The organism is Shewanella psychrophila (assembly GCF_002005305.1).
GTDB lineage: Bacteria > Pseudomonadota > Gammaproteobacteria > Enterobacterales > Shewanellaceae > Shewanella > Shewanella psychrophila.
On the sequence record NZ_CP014782.1, the window covers coordinates 3,009,999 to 3,034,248 of the forward strand.

Here is a 24,250-nt window from a genome sequence, read left to right on the forward strand (position 1 = left end):
TGGTTAATAATGAGGTCTATTGAGGAAATTGAGGAAGTTGAATTAACAAGCGCCATGATGACGCTTATTACTTTCAAATACGATTAGAATGCGTAAAGCAAGGTCATATTCGTTTCTGTATCTGTGCTTTCTTTGTCATCGAGAGGCGAATCGTTGTAACGCACAATAACGGCAAATTTCATTGCTAAAGCACCAATAATATTTGCGGTAATTGAGGTTTCAGATCGACCTTCGAAACTTTCGCCATAATCTGCAACAAACATCTGCTTAAACTTAGAACTCTCGGTGATCTCAGTTTCAAAGTTCATCACACCGTGAGCAACCCAGCTATCTTCGGTGTCATAACCAGCTTCTGCAGCACTCTCACTGTCTAAACGCTTATACTTATAACCTGGACCGACTTCAACATTAAACAGAGTCTTACCATCATCGACAAACTTATGACCGTAACCAGAAGATACTGTCGAGGTAGAATCGAAACCAGTGAAAGGATCGATTTCATGGTTTCCGTTCACAAATATATAGCTTGTGTCGGTTAACTGATAGTTACCTTGGATTAGACCAAAATAGCGCTTACCCGTTACAGCACCAGTGTCCTCAGTGTACAAGGCCTCTAACAGGTACTGATTTTCCCAGTTACCCAGCTCGTGCTTAATATCTAAGCGTCCCTTGAGTGAAGTCGTTTCAGTATTACCTGTGGTCAAGGTCGCGCCTAGTTCAGCCTCACCAGCCAAGGTTTTATCACCTTCGACAAAGTCAGCACCGGCTTGTGCAGCGAAAGGCGCCGCCATTAAAATAGCAGACGCTATCAGCATTTTTTTCATTTTTATACTACTCCTAAAGATCATATCCCTTAAAATCGGCGCAATATTAACACTCACAAAACAGAATTGAAAATCGTGATACATATTAATTAATTTAGGAAGAGGGCCTAAAACCTGAGCACCTCCTCTATTTCTTATGTTTCTATAGGTAAAGACCAGATACAAAAATGCCCGCAAGTAGCGGGCATTTTCACATTATATCTAAACTAGCGGTTACTTAATCTGTGGATCTAACTCACCAGATTGGTACGCCTTATACATGGCTTGCAGCGACTTAGGTTTGATCTTAGAACCCATGCCCGCACTGCCGAAAGCTTCGTAACGCGTAGTACAGATATCAGCCATGGCTTCCATGGATGCCTTAAGGAATTTACGAGGATCAAATTCGCTTGGATTCTCGGCCAGAAACTTACGCACCGCCCCCGTAGATGCTAAACGAAGATCCGTATCGATATTGACCTTACGCACACCGTGCTTAATACCTTCGACGATCTCTTCTAATGGCACGCCATAAGTTTCCGGGATATCTCCGCCGTACTGGTTAATGATCTTGAGCCATTCCTGAGGCACAGATGAAGAACCATGCATCACTAAGTGAGTGTTAGGAATACGGGCGTGAATTTCCTTGATACGGTCGATACGCAGCACTTCACCAGTAGGCTTGCGGCTAAACTTATACGCACCATGGCTAGTACCAATGGCGATAGCTAATGCATCGACATGGGTGTCAGATACGAAACGCGCCGCTTCTTCCGGCGTGGTCAACATCTGATCCATAGTCAATATGCCCGCAGCACCGATACCATCTTCTTCACCGGCTTCACCTGTCTCCAGGCTACCCAGACAACCAATCTCACCTTCTACAGACACACCACAAGCGTGTGCGAAAGCTACAGTCTTACGAGTTACATCTACATTGTAATCGTATGATGCCGGTGTCTTACCATCGGCCATCAAAGAACCGTCCATCATCACTGATGACATACCCAGCTGAATAGAGCGCTGACAGATATCAGGATCGGTACCGTGATCTTGGTGAATACACACAGGGATATCAGGATACTGCTCAAGAGCGGCAGCCATCAGATACTTAAGAAACTGAGGACGGGCATACTTACGTGCGCCAGCCGATGCCTGAACGATCACAGGACTGTCTGTCGCTTCGGCAGCTTGCATAATTGCGCGCATCTGCTCAAGGTTGTTTACATTGAACGCTGGTACGCCATAGTTATGTTCTGCAGCATGATCAAGCATTTGTCGTAGGGAAATTAAAGCCATTTTTTACTCCAATAATAGGGTGAGATCAGCACTTAAGTTTTACATTTAAATGTTAAAGACACCGAGGTCACTATCGTTTGGATTGATTTTTATATGCCTTGGTCAAACACAATACTCAGACCTAAATCTTAGTATCTAGCTTAACCAAAGCACGGTTTCTTTTTATCGCTGATTTAGAGGTTATTTATAATTTTAACAGCGCTATTTATCTCTAAATCAGTCTATGTTTGTTATTTTCCGCGAGATTCTAACATAGCTACGGCCGGAAGTTCTTTTCCTTCGAGAAATTCGAGGAAAGCACCGCCACCAGTAGAGATATACGAGATCTTGTCGGCAATATCATATTTATCCACCGCCGCTAAGGTATCACCGCCACCAGCGATAGAGAACGCCTTAGACTCTGCAATTGCTAGGGCGATACGCTTAGTACCTTCACCGAACTGATCGAACTCGAATACGCCGACCGGACCGTTCCAAACTATGGTGCCGGCATTTTCGATAATTTTTGCTAAGGCTCTTGCACTGCCGGGACCAATATCGAAAATCATATCGTCCTTGGTCACTTCACTCACATCTTTAAGTGTCGCGCTTGCAGTAGGGCTAAATTCACCGGCAACCACCACATCGGTCGGCACAGGAATATCACCACCTCGACTCTGAGCATTAGCAACCAGACGCTTAGACTCATCGATGAGATCTGCCTCATACAGAGACTTGCCCACTTCATGACCAGCTGCGGCGATAAAGGTATTGGCGATCCCCCCGCCGACCACTAGTTGATCAACGATGCCAGAAAGGCTTTCTAATACCGTAAGCTTAGTGGAAACTTTAGAACCACCCACGATCGCTACGAAAGGACGAGCTGGATTATCCAGAGCCTTACCTAATGCGGCAAGTTCATTGGCAAGCAGAGGACCCGCACAAGCTATAGGTGCATGCATACCCACACCGTGAGTCGAAGCTTGAGCTCTGTGTGCGGTGCCGAAAGCATCCATCACATAGACATCACAAAGACTCGCGAGCTTCTTGGCTAGAGATTCATCATTTTTCTTCTCGCCGACATTGAAACGAACGTTTTCAAACACAACCACTTCGCCGACATTTGCTTCGACACCATCGAGGTAATCATTAGCCAGGCGCACAGGACAATCCAATGCCTTAGTCAGATAATCGACTACAGGCTTGAGAGAGAATTCACTGTTGAATTCGCCTTCCGTAGGACGGCCCAGATGAGACATCACCATCACGGCAGCACCTTTCTCCAGTGCAAGCTTAATCGTTGGCAATGCGGCTCTAAGACGTGCATCACTAGTGACAACACCGGCACTCACAGGTACGTTTAGATCTTCACGAATAAGCACACGCTTACCTTGTAAATCCAACGCTGACATATTAATAATCGCCATTTACGTTTCCTTAAAGATTAAAAGTTAAAAGTTAAAAATAAAAATAAAATTTACGAATCAAAATTTGTCACTCTGACCGCTGGGACAGGACACCAAGCCATCAGAAAAATATATGTAGGAGGGGCTTTAGCCCCGAGGTTCCTAGGTTAACCCTCTCCCGGCTAAAGCTGGTCCTACAGCCTTACACTCTTTTCGCCTTAATCATTTCTAAACTGGTATCTAACATACGGTTGGCAAATCCCCACTCGTTATCACACCAAAGTAGTAACTTAACTAAGTGACCAGCACTCACACGGGTCTGAGTGCCATCGACTATGCTGGATCTGGGATCGTGATTAAAATCACAAGATACTAGCGGCTCATTAGTATAGCCTAGAATACCTTTGTAGAGGCCCTTTGCCGAATCACGAAGCACCTGATTTACATGATCAATATCGACTCTTGATGCTAAAGTTACCGACACATCTATGGCGGTGACATTAATCGTCGGAACCCGCACAGAAATAGCTTCAAACTTGTCTTTCATTTGGGGCAAAATTCGCTCTATGCCTCTAGCCAGCTTAGTGTCCACGGGAATGATCGATTGACCCGCGGCTCGTGTACGACGCAGATCGTCATGATAGGCATCGATCACTTGTTGATCGTTCATCGCCGAATGTATGGTGGTGATTGCGCCGCTCTTTACACTAAAGTGTTTATCTAACACTTCTATGACGGGAACAATACAGTTTGTGGTACAGGATGCATTGGACACAACAGTGTGCTCAGCCTGTAATAGTTCATGATTTACCCCATAGACGATTGTCGCATCCACATCACTGGATGAAGGATGGCTGATGAGTACCTGCTTAGCCCCCGCATGGATGTGAGCCTCACAGCTGGTTCTATCGGATAGCACGCCGGTGGCCTCATAGACTATATCTATATCCAGCTCAGCCCAGGGTAATTTGCTCGCATCACTTTCATGGAGCAGCTTGATGACATCATCACCGACATGCAGGTGATTTTCATCCACACTCAGTTCTACTTGAGACTGAAAGCGTCCATGAGTGGTGTCATATTTAGTGAGATGAAGAATTGCTTCGGGTTTAGCCAGCTCATTGATTGCTACGATCTGAATCTGATCACGCTTACCTGACTCATAAACGGCACGAAGAATTGAACGGCCGATGCGGCCATAACCATTGATTGCAACTCTGATCATTAAGCGCTTATACCCTATAGAAAAATATTGGAATCGACATCTGTAGCTCAACAAGCCTCCCACGGAGGTAAGTTAAAGCTGCAATTTCAATTTGCTCATCTCAACATGTATGTGAAAAGACAATTTTAAAACTGGCATTTATCAAAGATCACTGACAGCATTTCAATGACCTCTGATAAATACCCTATCCCCTTATATAGACGAAACGTACTCTATCAGATGTAACAACGGCCTACCCCATTATTTGTAGCTTTAAATAAGCCACATGAGATAAGCCGTTAATAAGATCACCGAGCTAACACGCTCGGTGATGCACTGCTAAATGAACTAATTAACCTAGCTCGTTCGCAGTAGCCACAACATTTTCAACCGTGAAGCCAAAATGCTTCAACAAATCAGCACCTGGAGCCGACTCACCGAAGGTAGTCATGCCCACAACCGCGCCGCCGAATCCGACATACTTGTGCCAGAAATCGACATGAGCCGCTTCGATAGCAACACGCTTAGTCACAGACTTAGGCAATACAGACTCTCTATAAGCCGCATCTTGCTTATCAAACTCGTTGGTAGAAGGCATAGAAACCACACGTACCTTCTTACCTTGCTCAGTAAGTGCAGCAGCCGAATCGACAGCTAACTGAACTTCAGAACCGGTAGCGATTAAGATCAAATCTGGTGTGCCAGCACAATCGACTAAGGTGTAACCACCTTTAGCAACATTAGCCAGTTGCTCACCAGTACGAGCCTGAGCTTTAAGGCCCTGACGACTGAAGATCAGTGACGTAGGAGCATCGCGACGCTGGATAGCAGATTTCCATGAAACCGCAGTTTCAGCAGCATCACATGGACGCCAAACAGTCATGTTTGGAGTCATACGCAGGTTAGCAAGTTGCTCTACAGGCTGGTGAGTCGGGCCATCTTCACCTTGACCAATTGAGTCATGAGTATAAACCCAAACGTTTTGGATCCCCATTAGCGCAGACATACGTACCGCGTTACGAGCATATTCCATAAACATCATGAAAGTTGCACCATAGTTGATGAAACCACCGTGAAGTGATGCACCGTTCATGATACCGCTCATACCGAATTCACGTACACCGTAATAAATGTAGTTACCGGCTGGATCGTCTTGAATACCTTTAGAACCAGACCAAAGCGTCAGGTTAGAACCTGCAAGGTCGGCAGAGCCACCTAACATTTCTGGTAAGATTGCACCGAATGCACCAATAGCATTTTGTGATGCTTTACGGCTGGCAATGCCTTCTGCTTTGTCTTGACACTCTTGAATGAAGGCTTGAGCTTTCTCTTCAAAATCTGCAGGAAGATCGCCAGTAATCACGCGACGCTTATATTCTGCAGCAAGTTCAGGGAACGCAGCTTCATAGGCAGAAAACTTGTCATTCCAGCTTGACTCGTTAGTCGCGCCAGCGTCTTTAGCATCCCAACCAGCGTAAACATTTTCAGGGATCTCGAAAGCACCGTGCTCCCAACCCAAGAATTCACGGGTCGCTGCGATCTCGGCATCACCCAGTGGTGCGCCGTGGCAGTTATGAGTACCTGACTTGTTAGGAGAACCGAAGCCAATAACGGTTTTACAGCAGATCATAGTCGGCTTGTCGGTAACAGACTTAGCTTCTTCGATAGCAGCGCGAATTGCATCGCTATCATGACCGTCTACACCAGCAACCACATGCCAGCCGTAAGCCTCGAAACGCTTTGGCGTATCATCGGTAAACCAACCTTCGACGTGACCATCGATAGAGATGCCATTGTCATCCCAGAACATGATGAGCTTGCCTAGGCCTAAGGTTCCCGCTAAAGAACAGGCTTCATGTGAGATGCCTTCCATCAAACAACCATCACCTAAGAAACAATAGGTGAAGTGATCGACTATGTCGTGACCAGGTTGGTTGAACTGAGCCGCTAATGTCTTTTCAGCTATGGCCATACCTACGGCGTTACTGATACCAGCGCCTAGTGGACCAGTAGTAGTTTCAACACCTGGAGTGTAACCATATTCTGGGTGACCCGGTGTCTTAGAGTGCAGCTGACGGAAGTTCTTAAGCTCTTCGATAGGCAGTGCATAACCTGTCAGATGAAGCAAAGAGTATATAAGCATAGACCCATGGCCGTTCGATAAGACGAAACGGTCACGATCAACCCACTCAGGGTTATTCGGGTTGTGCTTAAGGAAGTCATTCCAAAGCACTTCAGCGATATCCGCCATTCCCATTGGTGCACCAGGGTGACCAGAGTTGGCTTTTTGGACGGCATCCATACTTAATGCGCGGATAGCGTTTGCGAGTTCTTTACGAGATGACATGCTCTCTCCTGCTTGGTTTTGAGGTCTAGATCATCGAGCGCTATATCAATCAGCACTTAAATTAGAAATCGATGCTCTACTGCAAATTTTGGAGACATATTTTCGCCCACATAACAGACGGACGCAAACGATAATTCACCAAATCACGATATTTCACTGCAAGACATAGGGACTATCTTGTCTCTTATAAACACAGCATCAGTCAATCACTACCTTTACTTCATTTTTATCTGAAGAATATTCATCGAAATTAGTTATCCTATAAGGCTGATAACTAAGGTTTAATAACTAACATACAAATTTTCTTTACATATTCAATGTCACAATATGTACTAATAATTAGTGAACGGGGGTGATCGCCAACTCATTTTGAATTAATATAGACGTCTAGATGTAGATACTTCTACACATTCAAATTGTTCAATGACGAGATTTCCCACCATGGCAAAGCACTTGTTTACTTCTGAGTCTGTATCAGAAGGTCATCCAGATAAAATCGCCGATCAGATTTCTGATGCGGTACTAGACGCAATCCTAGAGCAAGATCCTAAGGCTCGTGTCGCCTGTGAAACTTATGTAAAGACCGGCATGGTCATGGTCGGTGGTGAAGTCACGACTTCAGCTTGGGTCGATATCGAAGAGATCACCCGTAAAACAGTACGTGAAATTGGTTATATCAATTCAGATATGGGCTTTGATGCCGATTCTTGTGCTGTATTAAATGTTATAGGTAAACAGTCTCCAGACATTAACCAAGGTGTTGACCGTGCCGACCCTAAAGAGCAAGGCGCTGGTGATCAAGGGCTAATGTTTGGTTATGCCAACAACGAGACTGACGTATTTATGCCTGCACCCATTACCTATGCTCACGCTCTGGTAAAACGTCAATCAGAAATGCGTAAAGATGAGACCCTTCCATGGTTACGTCCTGATGCGAAGAGCCAAGTGACCTTCGCATACGAAGACAACAAGATTGTTGGTATCGACGCCGTTGTTCTTTCAACTCAGCATTGCGACAGCGTAAATCAATCTGATCTGATTGAAGGTGTGATGGAAAGTATCATCAAGCCAGTACTACCAGCTAAATGGTTATCTAAAGACACTAAATACTTTATCAATCCAACAGGCCGTTTTGTTATCGGTGGTCCTGTAGGTGATTGTGGCCTAACAGGTCGTAAAATCATTGTTGATACCTACGGCGGCATGGCACGTCACGGCGGCGGTGCTTTCTCAGGTAAAGATCCATCTAAGGTTGATCGCAGTGCAGCTTATGCCGCGCGTTATGTAGCAAAAAACATTGTTGCAGCAGGCCTTGCCGATCGCTGCGAGCTACAGGTTTCTTACGCCATTGGTGTTGCTGAGCCAACCTCTATCAGTATTGAAACGTTCGGAACCTGTAAGGTATCAGAAGAGCTGCTAATTGCTTTGGTACGTGAGCACTTCGACCTGCGACCTTATGGCCTAACCGAGATGTTAGACTTGGCACGTCCAATCTATCAATCTACAGCGGCATACGGTCACTTCGGTCGTGATGAGTTCCCTTGGGAGCGTACAGATAAAGTTGAAGCACTAAAAGCTGGCGCTAAAATATAAATTTGTTTAGCCCGTCTAACGACGTGTTAAACCAGAAAACCGCCTTCGGGCGGTTTTTTTATGCCTACATCCTACAGCTCACACTGACTCTTCATCAGTTTTACACTTATTTCTACGTAGCTGAAAAAATCCTGCTAGGTTAAGCTCCTATTAAGTCCGTAGGCGGTAAACTTCCCGACACTTAATTTTTGATACATTTCAGCAAGCCTTCAATGGAGAGATAATGAAAGATAACCTTGGAAAATTGGTACTCCTTGCCCTTTTAATAGGGACTTCACTCTATTGGGGGGCCGATAGTTTCACAAATGACTCCGTCAATCTAAAAAATACTGATAACGCAGAACTCGATGTGACAGATCCCAGCAATAAACGAGCTGCACCATCAGACGAAGAACAAACAAAAAGCAATCTTCCTCAGCTGAGCGACAATATCCCCACCAGCGAAGCTAGAGATGTGGTACTTGACTCACTAGACGATCTTATCACCCTGTTCGATTCACTGGATTACAACACTCAAAGCTGGCTCAAAGGAAACCGCGAAGTGCCGCGCCTCACCTTTGAAGGCGTCAGCGATAACTGGCATAAGACATCCAACGAGATCCCCGTTCAACAGAAGAAGATGGTCTTCTTCCGTCTAATGGCACCGCTGATTCTAGTATCTAACGAGAAAATATTACTGGAGCGGCAGATCGTTGAAGCTGCCAAGTTAAATGATCCTGAACTAAAGCGTATCGCATTAAGGTATAAAGCCATAACGGATGCTAGCGTCCAAATAACCCAAGATATACGCCTTCAATTATTGAATCAGGTCGATATATTGCCGCCTTCTTTAGTACTAGCTCAGGCTGCCGAAGAAAGTGGCTGGGCTACCTCGAGATTCACCTTAGAGGGCAATGCATTCTTCGGTCAGTGGGATTTTAGCGGCAAGGGTATGATCCCTAAACAACAACGAAAAGAGTTAGGCAACTATGGTTTGGCGAGATTCGATAGTCCGTTAGCATCGGTGGAAGGTTACATGTTTAACCTCAATACTAATAATGCCTACGTTAAACTACGTAACCTTCGTACCGAGCTAAGAAAGAGTGGACATCCAATAACAGGACCAGAACTTGCGGGCACGTTAGATAAGTACTCTGAACGTGGTCAAGCTTACATAGATGGCATTCGAGAGATGATACGTTTTAATAAACTAGATCAAGTGGATCAAGCTTACCTCAGTAGCAAGCCCCCACTGCATTTAATTAGCAACAAACAAGAGTAGACCGAATCTAAAATATAAGCGCTAACTTTCTGATTTGAGTTAGCGCTTATTAAAGGTAAAAAGCTTCAAAGCCACTAGCAATGATCAAAGTGTGCATACTCCATACACATAAATTCAATTTGTTGTAGCGATAAGACGGGGACATTTATTTCCCTCAATAAGGACGTTTCTATATTAAGGGGAGCGAGAGTATCTTCAGCTGTGGCATGCACATCTCTAACCTCAGAGGTGCCCGCCTCCTTAATCTCCTGTACTTTAATCTCCTGTACTTTAATGCCTTGGCCATCATGAGTTAGCAATTGAATCGAAGCACTGTAATCATTAGTGAGGCCACAATCTAGCCAAAGGTTTTTCCATCGCACACAGTAAAATTGTCTACTCTGAACCAGAGTATCGTCTGCATTATCTGATTGTTCGTTCATGTTAGGAGTCACTTCATAGGCTATAGCTTCTTGCTGCGGCTCATTTGAACGCTTAGCTGAGGCACTAATAACAGCAATGACCAACTTCATATTATCGAAAGCCGACAGCGACTCTCTGGCATAGGGCGCGAGTAAACTTTGCACTAGCTCTAATACTTTTTTATCTGGTCCAGAATTCATAATCACACTACCTGTGGAGGTTAATTCAAGCTGATTGAATCTTGTTTATTCAAGTGGATAAGGCCAATAGATAGTAATCTCTATCATCAAAGGTAAAATAGTCTAAAACCACCATAGAAGCTTTTTTGGTATGAGCTGTAAAAGAAGCTAGGTTATCTTCTGCAATAAAGGTCAGCATAAACGAAAATTCGTTTTTAACTTGAGCCTTTATCCCATTGACCAAAGCCTCGAATATCCCCTGCCCACGACACTCTTTCTTAATCCAGATAGGACCATATTGGCAAGAGTTCCCCTTAGATAACTGACTACCATCGACATTGAGCTCCTTCAATCCCTTAAGAATGCGCCTGTAAACAGGCCAAGCTTCAAAAAACGTCCAACGGCCTGCAATAACATAGCCAATAATCTCACGAGTCTCTGTGCTTGAATCCTTAGCCATATTTTTTTCGGCAATGCAGATCCAATGGTTTTCAATGAGTTCTTTTAGCTCAGCTTTCCCGAACGCTTGCCCATCTAATGTCTTGGCTTTTGAACCATCATTAAGTTCATCATTAAGATGTAACTTTTCCAGTTCAATTAATTGTTCGAGATCGCCAATATGGGCGGGTCTAATATTCATTGTACAAGCATTAACCTTTTAACTATCGATGAAACACATTCGAGGAGATGAAGCCTAGATTATATACCTAAAAGGCTCAGGTATTGATTATATATCCTAAGGGTACTCGTCTCTAATTGAGCCCCTATTTGCATAATGACGATCTGACTACCACAATTAACGCAATAGCCAGATAACTTTGCCTAGGTTCCCATGCTTCCTGAAAATATTGATACCAGTATTAGCTTACTTGAAAGTGATAATACGCAGCTAAATTTAGTTCGCTGGATGCACCAGTGTGAATTGATGAAGCGTTATTATGAAGCTGATGTGGTATTTATCATTCAAGAAACCGGGAGCAGTTTTGAAGTTATCGTGAGCTCGATCAGTCAATCCAGACAGTTTACCACTGGCACAGCGTTCGATAGAGATCATAAAGTCTTTCAACGTTTAGTTCGCTCATTACCAGATGGGTTAAATATCGATTTGACCAATCATGACCATGTAGATCTACATGAAGAATTTGATCAAGCCCACAGCTTATTAACCCGTCCAATTCTCTGGCCCGATGGCACACACTTTGGTTGTATCTGTGTATTGAATGCCAAAGCATCCACTTCGGCATCGAACTCATTCATGTTGGAACCTTTTCAGGTATTACTTCAGCAAGAGCTGACCCTATATTGCCAAACTCAACGAATAGAATCGCTATCCATGCGTGATAGAGAAACTGGCATGTTGAACCAATATGGTTTCATCATGATGGCACCGAGACAACTTAGCCTTGGGCGACGCTTCGGTGCTCACGCGGGCATCATCTTCTTCGAACTCTATTCCGCTCATACCTTGGAGCATATCGAAGAGAAACATCATAGATTATTGGGAAGTATCATCCAGGATACGATAAGAACTGCCGATATTGCGGCCCACTACAGTGATGATCAGTTCGTTGTACTGGTATTTGTCGATTCAGAGAGAGATCTTCTCCATATAGGTAAGCGAGTCGACAAGCTGATTTATCAACAAAACGATCAACTTAAAGTCGACTCAAGCTGTAACTATTTCACTCCAGACTCGACACTTAAATTGGCCCCCATGCTTGAAGAATCAAAAAAAGGATTGAAATCTGAGCAGCTTAAGTTAGAAGAGCAAGCAGCCAAACTAGAAGCCGCAGCTGTAACATGAAAACCACACTTCACCAATAGGTTCGAATGCTGTCCCCCCCGCGCCTTTTTCCAAATATGCACAATATTGATTTAGTAAATAGTCGAACACTCTGTTCTTCAAAAAACATATAATGTTACATTTTATTAACCCTAAAAATTCAGTATGCTTGACCAGTGTTAGAACAGGCCAATCTAAATCCTGAACATGACTAATTTAATACGATAAAAATAATTGTAGTGCAGATTAAAACTAAGAGAGAAGTTACATGCTAGCCCAAAGCAACCATCATCAACTCTGGCTAAGAGAACAAGATCATCCTGCTATCAACTTGCCAAGATGGCAACAACAAATGGATCTCTTGGCCAGTTTCTATCGTTCACAGGCTAGCCTAATTTTACAATTAGCTGATAATCGTTTTCAGATAGTCTGCGCTCACCAGAGCCAAGATTACTCCCTCAATGGAGGAGCGATATTTTCCGATGCTGGATTATTTAAAATACTCGAATCCCACAGCGGTTATGGTCTACCTAACTCCAACGGAAGTGAGTTCACTTCAGGCCTATCTCAGTTTCAACAAGTGCTATACCAATTGATTTATTGGCCAGATGGTGAACTCTTTGGCTGTATATTGATCTGCGATCCTAAGCAGAATAGATTTCAAGACCGTCTAGCACCTCTTGTAGAAACAACTAAATCTTTAATTCAGGCTGAACTTAAACATCTATTCTTGATGATGAAAGTCCAGATGCTATCTGTACAGGATGAACAAACCTGCATGCTTAACCAATACGGCTTTAGCCTGATGGCACCAAGACAATTGAGCCTAAGTCGGCGTTTTGGTTCTCATGCTGGAATAATTTTAGTCGAAGCCATCTTCGATGACTCGACCGAAGGACAGACGGAATCAAATGAACAAAAACTGCGTATACTAGCCAGGATAATCCATAACAGTTTAAGAGATGCGGATGTATCGGCAAGAATAAATCATAACCAGTTTATTATTCTTTGCTTCATCGATAATCAGTCAAACCTTGATTCCTTGGTGTTAAGGCTGAAGAAGCAGTTTGCCAAAGAGGAGCAGAATTTGAACTTAGTCACAGGACAGAGTTACTTTACTCCCGATACTCAAATTAGCCTTGCTCCTATGCAGCAGCAAGCCAACGACAGTCTAAACCTGAACCGACTCCAGCTGCAAAAAAGAACAAACTAGCTCTAGGCTGATGATTTAAAATTGGACTAATCTTGATTTTCCTCCTGGGCTCTTGCCCATTGTATAAACATTACAATGGGAAAGGGTGACATCATTACCGCTCCCATTCCAATCAAGCTAGACACCAACACCATCCCGGATATTTCAAGTGTCATATCTGTAAAAAGGTAAGCACCAATGCCGCTAAGAAGCATCAGCAAGCCTATCCAATGTAATAGTTTCAAAGCTTTCATTACACTTTGCGCCCTTATCTCGAATTTTCGCTGTTTATCTTGTTCTAAACTTGCCACAATATAAGCATAAAATTATTTGGATCTCAGTTATGTCTTTAAAATCTTTTTTGATCGCTACTACATTCTTCGCATTATCCGCCTGTCAAAGCACGGCAGAGCCAGAGCCTCAGGGAATTGAACTAGCTGGAACCTGGCATATAGAGGTAATCGCAGGTAATCCTGTCATCGATTACAGTCCGGCTCAACTCATCTTTAGTCAAGATGGCAAATTGACTGGAAATAACAGTTGTAATAACTTCTTTGGTGGATACTCAATTCAAGGATCATCGATCACACTCTCTCCGGCAGGTAACACGATGAAAGCCTGTGTCGATGCATTAATGGATCAAGAACAAAGAGTCATGATGGCCATGCCTAAAGTCACTTCGGGTCAAATTGCCAAAGGAAAGCTGCTATTAAAAGACGCCAGTGGTAAAACTCAATTTGTATTGAGTAAGCTCTGAAGCGAATTAATCTGCTAAACAGACTCTCTGAGTAGATAACAAAAAAACCGCCCAATGGCGGTTTTTTGTTATCTATCATCAACTCATCTGCGGCGAGATTAACTCGTCTAGACCAAACCTGTTAGACTAAGTCAGCTAGATTAAGTCATTGCTCTCAGGCATCAAAATACCCACTCTTAGCCAGTTGATCGACTTCCACTTTATGAAGTGATGCCGGAGGTTGCTCCCGCTCAATAAGATAACTCCAATATGCATCATCAAACCCACGAAATAATTGATCCGCTTTTCCTTCAGACTTTAAGATCAACCACCACCAGACAAGCCCCCAAGCCCCAAAAGTTATCAGAGTAAGAATAAAGTGAATCAGCTTATTTTTCTCAAGGTTGGTTGGCTCAAGTTTGGTCCGTTTACCATTATCACGATGAATACCTGATTCTTCTTCCGGAATGAGGCTATCTTGATTAGCTGCCGTTTGCCGAAACAATGAGTGCATGTCCTCACCATTTCTTTTATATCTCACATCACAATGAGAAGAAGACTTTACCCCTAGCCGATGAACTCGATATTTATGGTGGACTGATGCCATAGGCGCCTCTTTTTTCTTGAGCCGACTTCTCTTGAGCCAATAATAAAAGTCTAGCAGAGATAGGGCCTGTTGACCTTTCATGGTTGTTTTGCAGCGAGTTGTTGACCTTTTTATACAAGTTGGAGCTTGAGTAGTGTAGTGACTCAACATAAACAAGCGATAACGCGGTAGAAATGGTCAACAAACGCTGCCCTACGGGCTCATCTCAATGGGCTTCCTGCTGTGTTACGAGCTTTTCATCTAATCCATTAGGCGTCATCGCTCGATGCCTTGCATCAACCCCATTAAGATTGAGCAAAATTCAAGCTCGAAAGATAAACAAGCCCTGGTGCTTTAGTCGAGTAAAAATCATAAATTATTCGTCAGAATAAACTCGGCAGCATGCTAGAGTATCTGCAAAATGGAGTCTTCCTCCGTAAAATCAAAAGTACAATGAGTGTGGAATCAAATATGCAAACAAATATGCAATTAAGAAAAGGTCAGCAGTCAGATCTGACTGCGCTGGTACAATTCAATCAAGCAATGGCAATGGAAACTGAAAATCTATCCCTAGATGAAGACTTGCTAACCAAAGGGGTGAACACCTTACTGTCAGAGCCGGAAAAAGGCTTCTACCTAGTCGCCGAAATCGATGGCGAAATAGTAGGTTCTCTGATGGTGACATTCGAATGGAGCGATTGGCGCGCACTTAATTACTTTTGGATCCAGAGTGTCTATATCCGTCCGGAGAATCGACGCCAAGGTATCTATGGCAAGCTATACCAGCAAGTGAAAACCATAGCAGCAGAGAATGGTGGTGCGGCCAGTTTCAGACTCTACGTCGAGCAGGAAAATACCAAGGCTCAACAAACTTATAAAGCCCTGGGAATGGAGCAGAGTTACTATTTAATGTACGAAGAAAAATAGCGAGAGCGAACGCTTCGCTTCGAGGACGTTCGCGGGAACAAGTTCCCTGCTAGAGCGCTTCGCTGCGAGAAAATGAGAATAAGCAAAGAAACAAGCAACAGCTTTTGACTTATCTTTTCCTCGCAGTGACGAAGTCACGCTCTCGAAGGCGCTTTCCAGCTGCTCTCAAAGACCGAAGGTCGCCCTCGAAACTATCTTTTAAGCACAGATACTCGTCACCTTGATGGCTAAACCACCTTGGCTAGTTTCACGGTATTTAACGTGCATGTCTTTGCCCGTTTCATACCATAGATTGTTGCGATAACCTGCTCTCATCTGCATGAGAATATGAACATAAAAAAGGCCATCTTTTGATGGCCTCTTCTCAAAAATGTTACTTGTTAAGCACAGATACTCGTCACCTTGATGGCTAAACCACCTTGGCTAGTTTCACGGTATTTAACGTGCATGTCTTTGCCCGTTTCATACAATAACTGTTGCGATAACCTGCTCTCATCTGCATGAGAATATGAACATAAAAAAGGCCATCTTTTGATGGCCTCTTCTCAAAAATGTTACTTGTTAAGCACAGATACTCGTCACCTTGATGGCTAAACCACCTTGGCTAGTTTCACGGTATTTAACGTGCATGTCTTTGCCCGTTTCATACAATAACTGTTGCGATAACCTGCTCTCATCTGCATGAGAATATGAACATAAAAAAGGCCATCTTTTGATGGCCTCTTCTCAAAAATGTTACTTGTTAAGCACAGATACTCGTCACCTTGATGGCTAAACCACCTTGGCTAGTTTCACGGTATTTAACGTGCATGTCTTTGCCCGTTTCATACCATAATTGTTGCGATAACCTGCTCTCATCTGCATGAGAATATGAACATAAAAAAGGCCATCTTTTGATGGCCTCTTCTCAAAAATGTTACTTGTTAAGCACAGATACTCGTCACCTTGATGGCTAAACCACCTTGGCTAGTTTCACGGTATTTAACGTGCATGTCTTTGCCCGTTTCATACATGGTCGCTATAACCTTATCCAAGCTGACTCTAGGCTCGCTAGTACGACGCATCGCCATGCGCGACGAGTTAATTGCCTTTACTGCTGCAATGGCATTACGTTCAATACAAGGCACCTGAACTTGACCCGCAACCGGATCGCAGGTTAATCCTAAGTTATGCTCCATGCCAATTTCTGCGGCTATGCACACCTGAGATGGGCTAGCGCCCATTATCTCGGCCAAACCTGCAGCGGCCATAGAGCAAGCCACACCCACCTCGCCCTGACAGCCCACTTCGGCGCCGGAGATAGATGCATTGCGTTTATAGAGTGAGCCTACAGCGGCTGCCGCCAGATAAAAACGAGTGTATTCTTGCTCACCCATAGGCTGAATAAACTTATCATAATAAGCCATTACAGCAGGAATAATGCCTGCGGCCCCATTGGTTGGAGAAGTTACCACACGCCCACCAGCTGCATTCTCTTCACTAACTGCCAGAGCAAACATATTCACCCAGTCGATAACGACCATAGGATCGGAAGACAGCCGTTCATTCGTCATCAGTTGACGATAAAGCGCAGGGGCGCGTCTTGGTACTCTAAGAGGACCAGCAAGCACCCCTTCAGTTTTTTGCCCTTTTTCTATGCCGGCTTTCATCACCTCCCATACTGCACCGAAGCCTTCATAGATGACCTCTTCACTGCTGAAAGCCTTCTCATTTTCCATCATCAAGGCACTGATACTCATGCCAGTATCGGTACATTGATCCAGTAACTCAGATGCATAGGCGTAGGGATAAGGCACCATGACTTCATTTGCCGCGGTTAAGCCAAAGTGCTCTTCATCGATGATAAAACCGCCGCCAGTTGAATAGTAGGTCTTACTAAAGACACACTTATCGTTAACCCAGGCATGAATCGACATGCCGTTCTCATGGAGGTCTAATGCGTAGTTATGAAAAGTCACGGCCCCTTTAGGCAATTGCACCTTATGGCCTTCTTTACCTAAAGATAGACTTTCTGTTAGTTCAATCTGCTTGATAGTCTCAGGAATTGACTCGATATCGACGCTCTCGGGACTGTTGCCACCTAAACCCATCAGAATCGCAATATCCGTGTGATGACCCTTGCCTGTTAATGAGAGTGATCCATAAATATCTACACTCATGCGGGTTATCGACTCTAACTCACCACGTTGACGTAACTCATCGACAAACTCTTTGGCGGCCTTCATCGGCCCGACGGTATGCGAGCTCGATGGACCCACACCTATCTTAAATATTTCAAATGCGCTAAACATAAATTTACCTCTTAATCCTGAACGGAAGGTGAAATGAGGAGGGTCAGCCTCAAAGATTGAGACTGACCCAAATAACCAGACGTTATTAAAGAGATGAAAACAGTGAACTTAAGACAGCATACCGAACAGAATTGCCGTCATAGCTAATAGACCCGCAATGACAACGAAGATATTGCTGATGCGGCCTCGATAAGCCTTAAGTGCAGGAACCTTGTAGATAGCATACATAGGCATTAGATAAAGAATCGCGGCTATAATTGGACCACCAAGCGCCTCAATCATGCCCAAGATGCTTGGATTAATGATGGCCACACCCCAGATGGTGACAAACATAAATGCAAGAATAAACTTATCGACTTTCTTATCAGACACTTCTTTATTGCTGCTACGTAGCTGCTTAGTGATAATGCCTTTCATGCCTTCTGTCGCGCCCATATAGTGACCGAAGAAAGAAGACACAATAGCTATCACAGCAATGATAGGACCGAAATAGCTGACGAAACCACTTGCATGAACATTAGCCAGATAAGACAGAATCGGTAAGTTTTGTGCCTTAGACTCGGCAAGTTGTTCCGGACTCAGAGAAAGCACACAAGAGAACACAAACAACATGACGAAACCAACTAACATCATAGAAGTATTACGCAGAATCACATCGGCTTTCTTTGATGCATCTTTACCATGCTCGCGCTTGAGCGCCACAGAGAACTGAGAAATAGCTGGAGAATGGTTAAAAGCAAAAACCAACACAGGAATCGTTAACCATACAGTCCCCAGGAAGTCACCCGCAGCAGGAACTTCCATCAAGGCATCCATTTTCCAGCTTGGAATTAGATACAAGGACATGAAGACTAGAATACCCACCAAAGGGTAGACCAAGAACTGAGTCACCTTCAACATCAGCTTCTCACCTGAAACCATAACAGACATCATGGCCATAATAAGCAAGCCGGATAATATCCAACGTGGAGGCGATGCCATACCGAGCTGATGAACGATGAAACTGTCTACGGTATTAGTAATACCCACACCATAGATCAATACAATCGGGAAAATAGCGAAGAAATAGAGCAAGGTAATTGCCTTACCAGCCCCTACACCAAAATATTCTTCAACCACATCGGTAATATCACTGCCTGGCTTCTGAGAAGAACAAACAAAACGTGACAAGCCACGATGAGCTAAATAGGTCATAGGGCCAATTATCAAGGCCATCATCACCAACGGCCAGAAGCCGCCCATACCAGCATTAATAGGTAAAAAAAGGATACCAGCACCAACGGCAGTACCAAACAGACTCAACATCCAAGTCGTATCTTTACGTGTCCAGCCCTGGCTGACGGTTGACTCGTTTTGAACCTCGGCTCCACCGAGCTGAGCATCCTTGACTGGGGTGACGGTCGCTTCTTTCTGCATAAACATTACCTTTGAGGTGTTCTACACCTTTGTTTTTCCAGATACCACTCCACCTAAAACCATTTTCAAAGGGAAGCAGCAAATTTCAAGGCCAGAGTATAGAACTCAAGCCATGAAAAATTGATCTGGAACGGGGTTTTGTAATCAAATTTAAGAACAAGCTAATAATGGGAGCTAGGTCTAAATTATCATGGTCTAAATCTTCATCTTAACTGCACCTTTGCAACCAAATCGAACCAAGAGTTAACAGTAAGAACACATATATTACCTGATGGTGATATTAGAAAATTTATTCAAGACAATAACTGAGTGATCTGGGTCACAATTAACAGAAGATTTGATGGGTCAAACCCCAGAAGCATTACAAAGCATGAATTAGATCACAGGTTTTTTCGCTAGCAGAGCCTTAAAGCTAAACGTGATCCACTATACATTCCGCAAAACCCATAACGTGACCCAGGTCTCATATCAATTTTTCTAACTCAAAACCGAAAGACAAAGATACCTATTCCCGCCAAATTCAATACTGGCCACCAGCAATAAAATAGGCGTAAATTTGGTATCATACCATTCCATATAAGTATCTGGTCAGTTCAGAGACTCTCAGCTTTTTCAATTCAAGGCGCATTGATGAGAAAATGGTTATTCCCTTTTAAGTCAATACAACACAGAAGTGGAAATACTGAGAGCCTCACGCAGTGCGGCTGATGTTTAAAGCAAAGGGCAAAGCCCTTTATGCTACGTTGAATGTTCTCGATATACGACTGCATGGATGCAGGAGGTAGAGCAACGCAGGAGCTTGTTGCCGAGAATAACTATTAGCTTCAAACATTCGCCTTGCCTACAGTGCTTTGAACTCCCGCAGAATGATCAGATACTTACTCGGAATGGTATAGCCCCTAGATTTATTGGAATAAATAAGAAAATGGAACAGATAACCAAGCTAAAAAAAATCAGAGTATTAGTCGGCTCGAAAAACCCAGTTAAAGTGAACGCGGCCAAAGTCGCTATCTGCCAACTGTTTCCGGATACGGATATCGAATGTAGTGGCATGCACGCCCCGTCAGGTGTGCCTGAGCAACCCATGACAGATCTTGAAACCCGGAAAGGTGCCATAAACCGTGTAAAATATTGCCGAGACTTTTCCGCCGTGGCACAACAGTCTGATGGCGAAGCGATCACTGAACTGTTTATTGCAATGGAAGGCGGCGTCGATAACTTCGAATACGGGCCAGCTACCTTTGCCTACACAGTAGTAGCCACCCAGAACCAAATTTCCGTTGGCCGTAGCGCGCAACTCCCCATATCTCAATCTATTTATAAATCATTGATCGCTGGTGAGGAACTGGGGGATGTAATGGATAATCTATTTAACACTAAGAACATCAAGCAACAAGGCGGAGCAATTGGCCTATTGACCCAAGGGCATGCCACCAGAGAGAGTGTCTATACTCAGGCACTAATCTTAGCCATGGCTCCCATGCTAAACCCTGGGCTTTATCTCGACTAGTGATGCTTTGTACAAGCCTTTTTATGCAAGCAATCTTGTTTCATTAGCAATTGCTTGCATTCTCCTCAATGAGCTACTAGGTTAGTCACTAGCCTGCGCGCATCATTACTATTAACTGAAATAAAAACCTCCTAGCTCCACAGAAGCACTGACTCCAACTTGCAATCTGGTTAATACCCCTCTAAGTTAGATGTAACTCGCAACCATTTTTCATTCAAATATAACAGTTACGTTAGCTCCGGATGAAAACGTTATTTCTGACCAAGATAACGAATGTCGATTCAGACAAGATAAATTGCAGGAACAGGGTATGACAGACGATAATAGACCAACTAACCATCAAGGTTCTGAACTCAGAACCGTATCTCGCCATATTGTGCGACAACTTGGCATGCTTAACTCTGCTTGCGGCGACCTACCACTATCTCCAGTCCAAGCCCATGCGCTTATCGAAATCAGCCACGGAGCAATATCGATTAAAAAATTGGCGCAAATCCTTAATATCGATAAATCCAATGCGAGTCGCGCCGTTAGCCACCTAGTTGAGAAGCGGTTTGCTCATACCAAGAGCAATCCCAGAGACAGTCGCAGCCTACTGGCCCACTTGACTCCCCAAGGGCGAAAATTACTACAAAAGTTAGATCATCAACAAAACATCATCTTCAATGAAATTTTATCCCAGTTATCCCCCTCGGAAACCCAGCAGATTGAAACTGCAATGACCTTATACCACAAGGCTATTCATCGTTCTCGGCTTCAGCAAGAATATCAACTTAGGGTGATAACCCCTGAAGATAATGCCCCAATGGCCGAGGTGATACGAACAGTCTCAGCAGAATATGGCCTCACCTCAGATAAAGGTTATAGCGTGGCAGATCCCACCTTAGACATTCTTAGCCAACAATACCAAGCACGTGATGCCTGTTATTGGGTCATAGAGAAAGACGGTGAACTCTTAGGTGGTGGTGGAATTGCGCCTTTAGTAATAACAACCAAAGTTAAACCCACAGCAATCCCGGATCGAGTGTGCGAACTACAGAAGATGTACTTCAGTCAAGCGCTTCGAGGCAAGGGATTTGCCAAACGCCTTGCTTATCTGGCACTCGACTTCGCCCGCGAGCTGGGATTTAGCTCTTGTTACCTGGAAACTACCGCGGAACTAAGTGAAGCGGTAAAACTCTATGAGTCTATCGGGTTTAAGCATTTAGACTCTCATCTGGGCGATACAGGTCACGATGCCTGCGAGATGCCCATGTTGTTAAAGTTATAAAAGGTACTAGTTCCTAGAGCCTAGGAGATAGGAACTAAGATCTTTATTTCCCTAGTCTTTCCTATGAAAGCTTGTTAGCCTCAAATGATAGTAAGCGCACTCTTGAGCCAAAATATGCGCCCAAATAACGAGTCTAAATAACAAACAAAAGTAACCGTGGAGATTTTATGGAATATCGTCGTATCCCACATTCCAACCTTGAAGTCAGTGAACTCTGTTTAGGCACCATGACCTGGGGTGAACAGAACACACAAGCCGAAGCCTTCTCTCAGCTAGATTATGCTATTGGCGAAGGCATCAACTTTATCGACACCGCCGAGATGTATCCGGTTCCTCCCAAGGCCGACACTCAGGGCGAGACGGAGCGAATTCTCGGTAACTACCTGCAAAAAAGCGGCAACAGAGACAAGCTGGTCATCGCCACTAAGGTATCTGCTCCTGGTCCGAAGAGTGACTACATCCGCCCAAATATGGCTCTGGACTGGCGCAATATTCATGAAGCGGTCGACGCTAGCCTAGAGCGGCTAAAGATAGACACCATAGATCTGTATCAGATCCATTGGCCAGACAGAAATACCAACTTCTTCGGTGAGTTGTCCTATCAACAAGTCGATGACAACGAGAAGCAAACTCCTATCATAGAAACTTTAGAAGCCTTGGCCTCTTTAGTGACGGCAGGAAAAATCCGTTATATCGGTGTATCCAATGAAACCCCTTGGGGCTTGATGAAGTATCTTCAGCTCGCCGAGAAACACGATTTACCTAGAGTCATCAGCGTGCAAAACCCCTATAACTTGCTTAACCGCAGTTTTGAAGTTGGCTTGGCTGAGATAAGTCACCGTGAAGAAGTGCCCTTACTGGCATACTCTCCCTTGGCATTTGGTGCACTGACAGGTAAATACCTTGACGATAAGTGGCCCGAAGGTGCCAGACTCACCTTGTTTAAACGTTTCTCTCGTTATACCGGTACCCAAATCGCGCTCGAAGCCACCAAAGCCTATGTAGAGCTTGCTCGTGAATTCAAGCTGAGTCCGGCACAGATGTCATTAGCCTTCGTCACCTCACGAAAATTCGTCGCCTCAAACATCATAGGAGCCACCAGTGTTAAGCAGTTAAAAGAGAATATCAACAGCATCAACACCTGTATTTCTCCAGAGCTAATGATAAGGCTAGATGAGCTGGCGCAAACCTATCGGCTGCCTTGCCCATAGCCTACCAATAAACAGCTCAACCAATAAAGTTGTAAAATAACAATCACAAATAAGAAAAATACAGTGAGACAGACCATACCTTCCATAAATGGAGTGACTAACTAGTTAGTCACTCCTCTCTCTTTTCTACGCCAATTTTCTACAAAAGCAGTAGACGAAATGCTGTTCGCTGCCACCAGGCGTTTGATGGGACTCCTTCTCATGGCCTAGCAAAGAGAAAGGTTCTCCAAACTCTTCATGGAGTTCATCGGCGCTATAACGCTTTACGGGAAGTCCACTGCACATAGTAGGGCCATTCTCTGCAAAAGTGGCCACGATAACTAAACCGCCAGGCTTCACGGCATGAAGCACGGCTTTCACATATGCCTGACGTTCTTCAAGCGTATTGAGAAAGTGAAACACAGCCCTATCATGCCAGACATCATAGCCATGATGGGGGTATTCGGCTTCAATCACATTAGCCTCAAGCCAAGTCACATTCGACGCTTGCTCGCCCAGCCTATTTTGAGCTTTGGCAAGCGCCGCTGCAGAGAGATCCAGCACACTAATATTGCGATAGCCGTTATCTAAAAGGTCATCGACAAGTGTAGAGGCTCCCCCTCCGACATCTATGATTGAGGCACTCTTGCTTGCATCCGAATTCTGGATCAATTTCAATGAGAGTTCTGCATGTTCTTGAAACCAACTAACCTCATCTTCATCTTTGGTTGAATAGACCTTCTCCCAATGCGTTTTTGATTGCATTTTTACTCCCTAGGTAACTTTCATCTCTGGCAAACTAACGAAACTCTAGCAAAAGTAGGTTTGAAAAGATTGCTAAACAATGTAATCAGATTCATCAAGAACACAATGCAA

At 44.1% G+C, this 24,250-nt stretch carries 22 protein-coding genes; 9 read left to right on the forward strand and 13 right to left on the reverse strand.

Translation table 11 applies throughout. The features are described from left to right. Positions 1 to 83: 83 nt before the first annotated feature. From sps_RS12975 to tkt, 5 genes are all read right to left on the reverse strand, one after another. The gene (locus tag sps_RS12975) at positions 84 to 824 is read right to left on the reverse strand and encodes a DUF481 domain-containing protein (RefSeq protein WP_077752917.1); all 741 of its coding nucleotides are present in this window, start codon (positions 822 to 824) and stop codon (positions 84 to 86) included. Positions 825 to 1,037: 213 nt separating this feature from the next. Then, complete coding sequence (gene fba / locus sps_RS12980; protein ID WP_077752918.1) at positions 1,038 to 2,102, reverse strand: class II fructose-bisphosphate aldolase; 1,065 nt, start codon at positions 2,100 to 2,102, stop codon at positions 1,038 to 1,040. A gap of 230 nt (positions 2,103 to 2,332) precedes the next feature. Continuing rightward, positions 2,333 to 3,508 (reverse strand): phosphoglycerate kinase, encoded by a 1,176-nt coding sequence (locus tag sps_RS12985; RefSeq protein WP_077752919.1) that lies wholly within the window; start codon positions 3,506 to 3,508, stop codon positions 2,333 to 2,335. 181 nt (positions 3,509 to 3,689) lie between these two features. Next, positions 3,690 to 4,712: an erythrose-4-phosphate dehydrogenase gene (gene epd, locus sps_RS12990; protein ID WP_077752920.1), complete on the reverse strand. Its 1,023-nt coding sequence runs from the start codon at positions 4,710 to 4,712 to the stop codon at positions 3,690 to 3,692. A gap of 331 nt (positions 4,713 to 5,043) precedes the next feature. Next, complete coding sequence (tkt, locus tag sps_RS12995; RefSeq protein ID WP_077752921.1) at positions 5,044 to 7,038, reverse strand: transketolase; 1,995 nt, start codon at positions 7,036 to 7,038, stop codon at positions 5,044 to 5,046. 441 nt (positions 7,039 to 7,479) lie between these two features. On the opposite strand from tkt, the gene metK reads away from it, so the two are divergent. Then, positions 7,480 to 8,631 (forward strand): methionine adenosyltransferase, encoded by a 1,152-nt coding sequence (metK, locus tag sps_RS13000; protein WP_077752922.1) that lies wholly within the window; start codon positions 7,480 to 7,482, stop codon positions 8,629 to 8,631. A 223-nt stretch (positions 8,632 to 8,854) separates the two neighbouring features. Beyond that, on the forward strand, positions 8,855 to 9,892 hold the full coding sequence (locus sps_RS13005) for a glucosaminidase domain-containing protein (RefSeq protein ID WP_077752923.1): 1,038 nt from the start codon (positions 8,855 to 8,857) through the stop codon (positions 9,890 to 9,892). A gap of 74 nt (positions 9,893 to 9,966) precedes the next feature. Here sps_RS13005 and sps_RS13010 read toward each other — a convergent pair whose 3' ends face one another. Together sps_RS13010 and sps_RS13015 are read right to left on the reverse strand one after the other, a co-directional pair. Further along, the gene (locus sps_RS13010; protein WP_077752924.1) at positions 9,967 to 10,494 is read right to left on the reverse strand and encodes a hypothetical protein; all 528 of its coding nucleotides are present in this window, start codon (positions 10,492 to 10,494) and stop codon (positions 9,967 to 9,969) included. A gap of 49 nt (positions 10,495 to 10,543) precedes the next feature. Next, the gene (locus tag sps_RS13015; protein WP_077752925.1) at positions 10,544 to 11,113 is read right to left on the reverse strand and encodes a GNAT family N-acetyltransferase; all 570 of its coding nucleotides are present in this window, start codon (positions 11,111 to 11,113) and stop codon (positions 10,544 to 10,546) included. Positions 11,114 to 11,305: 192 nt separating this feature from the next. Between sps_RS13015 and sps_RS13020 the strand changes: the two genes are divergently transcribed. Together sps_RS13020 and sps_RS13025 are read left to right on the forward strand one after the other, a co-directional pair. Beyond that, a complete protein-coding gene (locus sps_RS13020; protein WP_077752926.1) occupies positions 11,306 to 12,277 on the forward strand; it encodes a GGDEF domain-containing protein in 972 nt (323 codons plus the stop codon). Between the two features lie 247 nt (positions 12,278 to 12,524). After that, positions 12,525 to 13,469: a nucleotidyl cyclase domain-containing protein gene (locus sps_RS13025; protein WP_077752927.1), complete on the forward strand. Its 945-nt coding sequence runs from the start codon at positions 12,525 to 12,527 to the stop codon at positions 13,467 to 13,469. Between the two features lie 26 nt (positions 13,470 to 13,495). Here the strand turns inward: sps_RS13025 and sps_RS13030 are convergent, their stop codons facing one another. Further along, the gene (locus sps_RS13030; RefSeq protein ID WP_077755673.1) at positions 13,496 to 13,702 is read right to left on the reverse strand and encodes a hypothetical protein; all 207 of its coding nucleotides are present in this window, start codon (positions 13,700 to 13,702) and stop codon (positions 13,496 to 13,498) included. An 89-nt stretch (positions 13,703 to 13,791) separates the two neighbouring features. Here sps_RS13030 and sps_RS13035 point away from each other — a divergent pair, with 89 nt between their 5' ends. Beyond that, complete coding sequence (locus sps_RS13035; protein WP_077752928.1) at positions 13,792 to 14,205, forward strand: META domain-containing protein; 414 nt, start codon at positions 13,792 to 13,794, stop codon at positions 14,203 to 14,205. A 154-nt stretch (positions 14,206 to 14,359) separates the two neighbouring features. On the opposite strand, the gene sps_RS13040 is transcribed toward sps_RS13035, so the two are convergent. Further along, complete coding sequence (locus sps_RS13040) at positions 14,360 to 14,698, reverse strand: DUF4234 domain-containing protein (RefSeq protein WP_237158112.1); 339 nt, start codon at positions 14,696 to 14,698, stop codon at positions 14,360 to 14,362. 555 nt (positions 14,699 to 15,253) lie between these two features. Between sps_RS13040 and sps_RS13045 the strand changes: the two genes are divergently transcribed. Further along, the gene (locus sps_RS13045) at positions 15,254 to 15,697 is read left to right on the forward strand and encodes a GNAT family N-acetyltransferase (RefSeq protein WP_077755674.1); all 444 of its coding nucleotides are present in this window, start codon (positions 15,254 to 15,256) and stop codon (positions 15,695 to 15,697) included. 198 nt (positions 15,698 to 15,895) lie between these two features. Here the strand turns inward: sps_RS13045 and sps_RS29070 are convergent, their stop codons facing one another. From sps_RS29070 to sps_RS13055, 3 genes are all read right to left on the reverse strand, one after another. After that, complete coding sequence (locus tag sps_RS29070; RefSeq protein ID WP_257788644.1) at positions 15,896 to 16,018, reverse strand: hypothetical protein; 123 nt, start codon at positions 16,016 to 16,018, stop codon at positions 15,896 to 15,898. A 602-nt stretch (positions 16,019 to 16,620) separates the two neighbouring features. After that, complete coding sequence (locus tag sps_RS13050) at positions 16,621 to 17,988, reverse strand: L-serine ammonia-lyase (protein ID WP_077752930.1); 1,368 nt, start codon at positions 17,986 to 17,988, stop codon at positions 16,621 to 16,623. A 108-nt stretch (positions 17,989 to 18,096) separates the two neighbouring features. Further along, entirely contained in the window at positions 18,097 to 19,404 is a 1,308-nt protein-coding gene (locus sps_RS13055) for a serine/threonine transporter (RefSeq protein WP_077752931.1), read from the reverse strand. 925 nt (positions 19,405 to 20,329) lie between these two features. Between sps_RS13055 and yjjX the strand changes: the two genes are divergently transcribed. The 3 genes from yjjX (at position 20,330) to sps_RS13070 (ending at position 23,395) form a co-directional block, all read left to right on the forward strand. Next, complete coding sequence (gene yjjX, locus sps_RS13060; RefSeq protein WP_077752932.1) at positions 20,330 to 20,914, forward strand: inosine/xanthosine triphosphatase; 585 nt, start codon at positions 20,330 to 20,332, stop codon at positions 20,912 to 20,914. A gap of 310 nt (positions 20,915 to 21,224) precedes the next feature. Then, positions 21,225 to 22,184: a bifunctional helix-turn-helix transcriptional regulator/GNAT family N-acetyltransferase gene (locus tag sps_RS13065; protein WP_077752933.1), complete on the forward strand. Its 960-nt coding sequence runs from the start codon at positions 21,225 to 21,227 to the stop codon at positions 22,182 to 22,184. A 167-nt stretch (positions 22,185 to 22,351) separates the two neighbouring features. Continuing rightward, entirely contained in the window at positions 22,352 to 23,395 is a 1,044-nt protein-coding gene (locus sps_RS13070) for an NADP(H)-dependent aldo-keto reductase (protein ID WP_077752934.1), read from the forward strand. Between the two features lie 126 nt (positions 23,396 to 23,521). Here sps_RS13070 and sps_RS13075 read toward each other — a convergent pair whose 3' ends face one another. Beyond that, positions 23,522 to 24,139, reverse strand: a complete 618-nt coding sequence (locus sps_RS13075) for a class I SAM-dependent methyltransferase (RefSeq protein WP_077752935.1) — start codon at positions 24,137 to 24,139, stop codon at positions 23,522 to 23,524. Between the last annotated feature and the right edge of the window lie 111 nt (positions 24,140 to 24,250).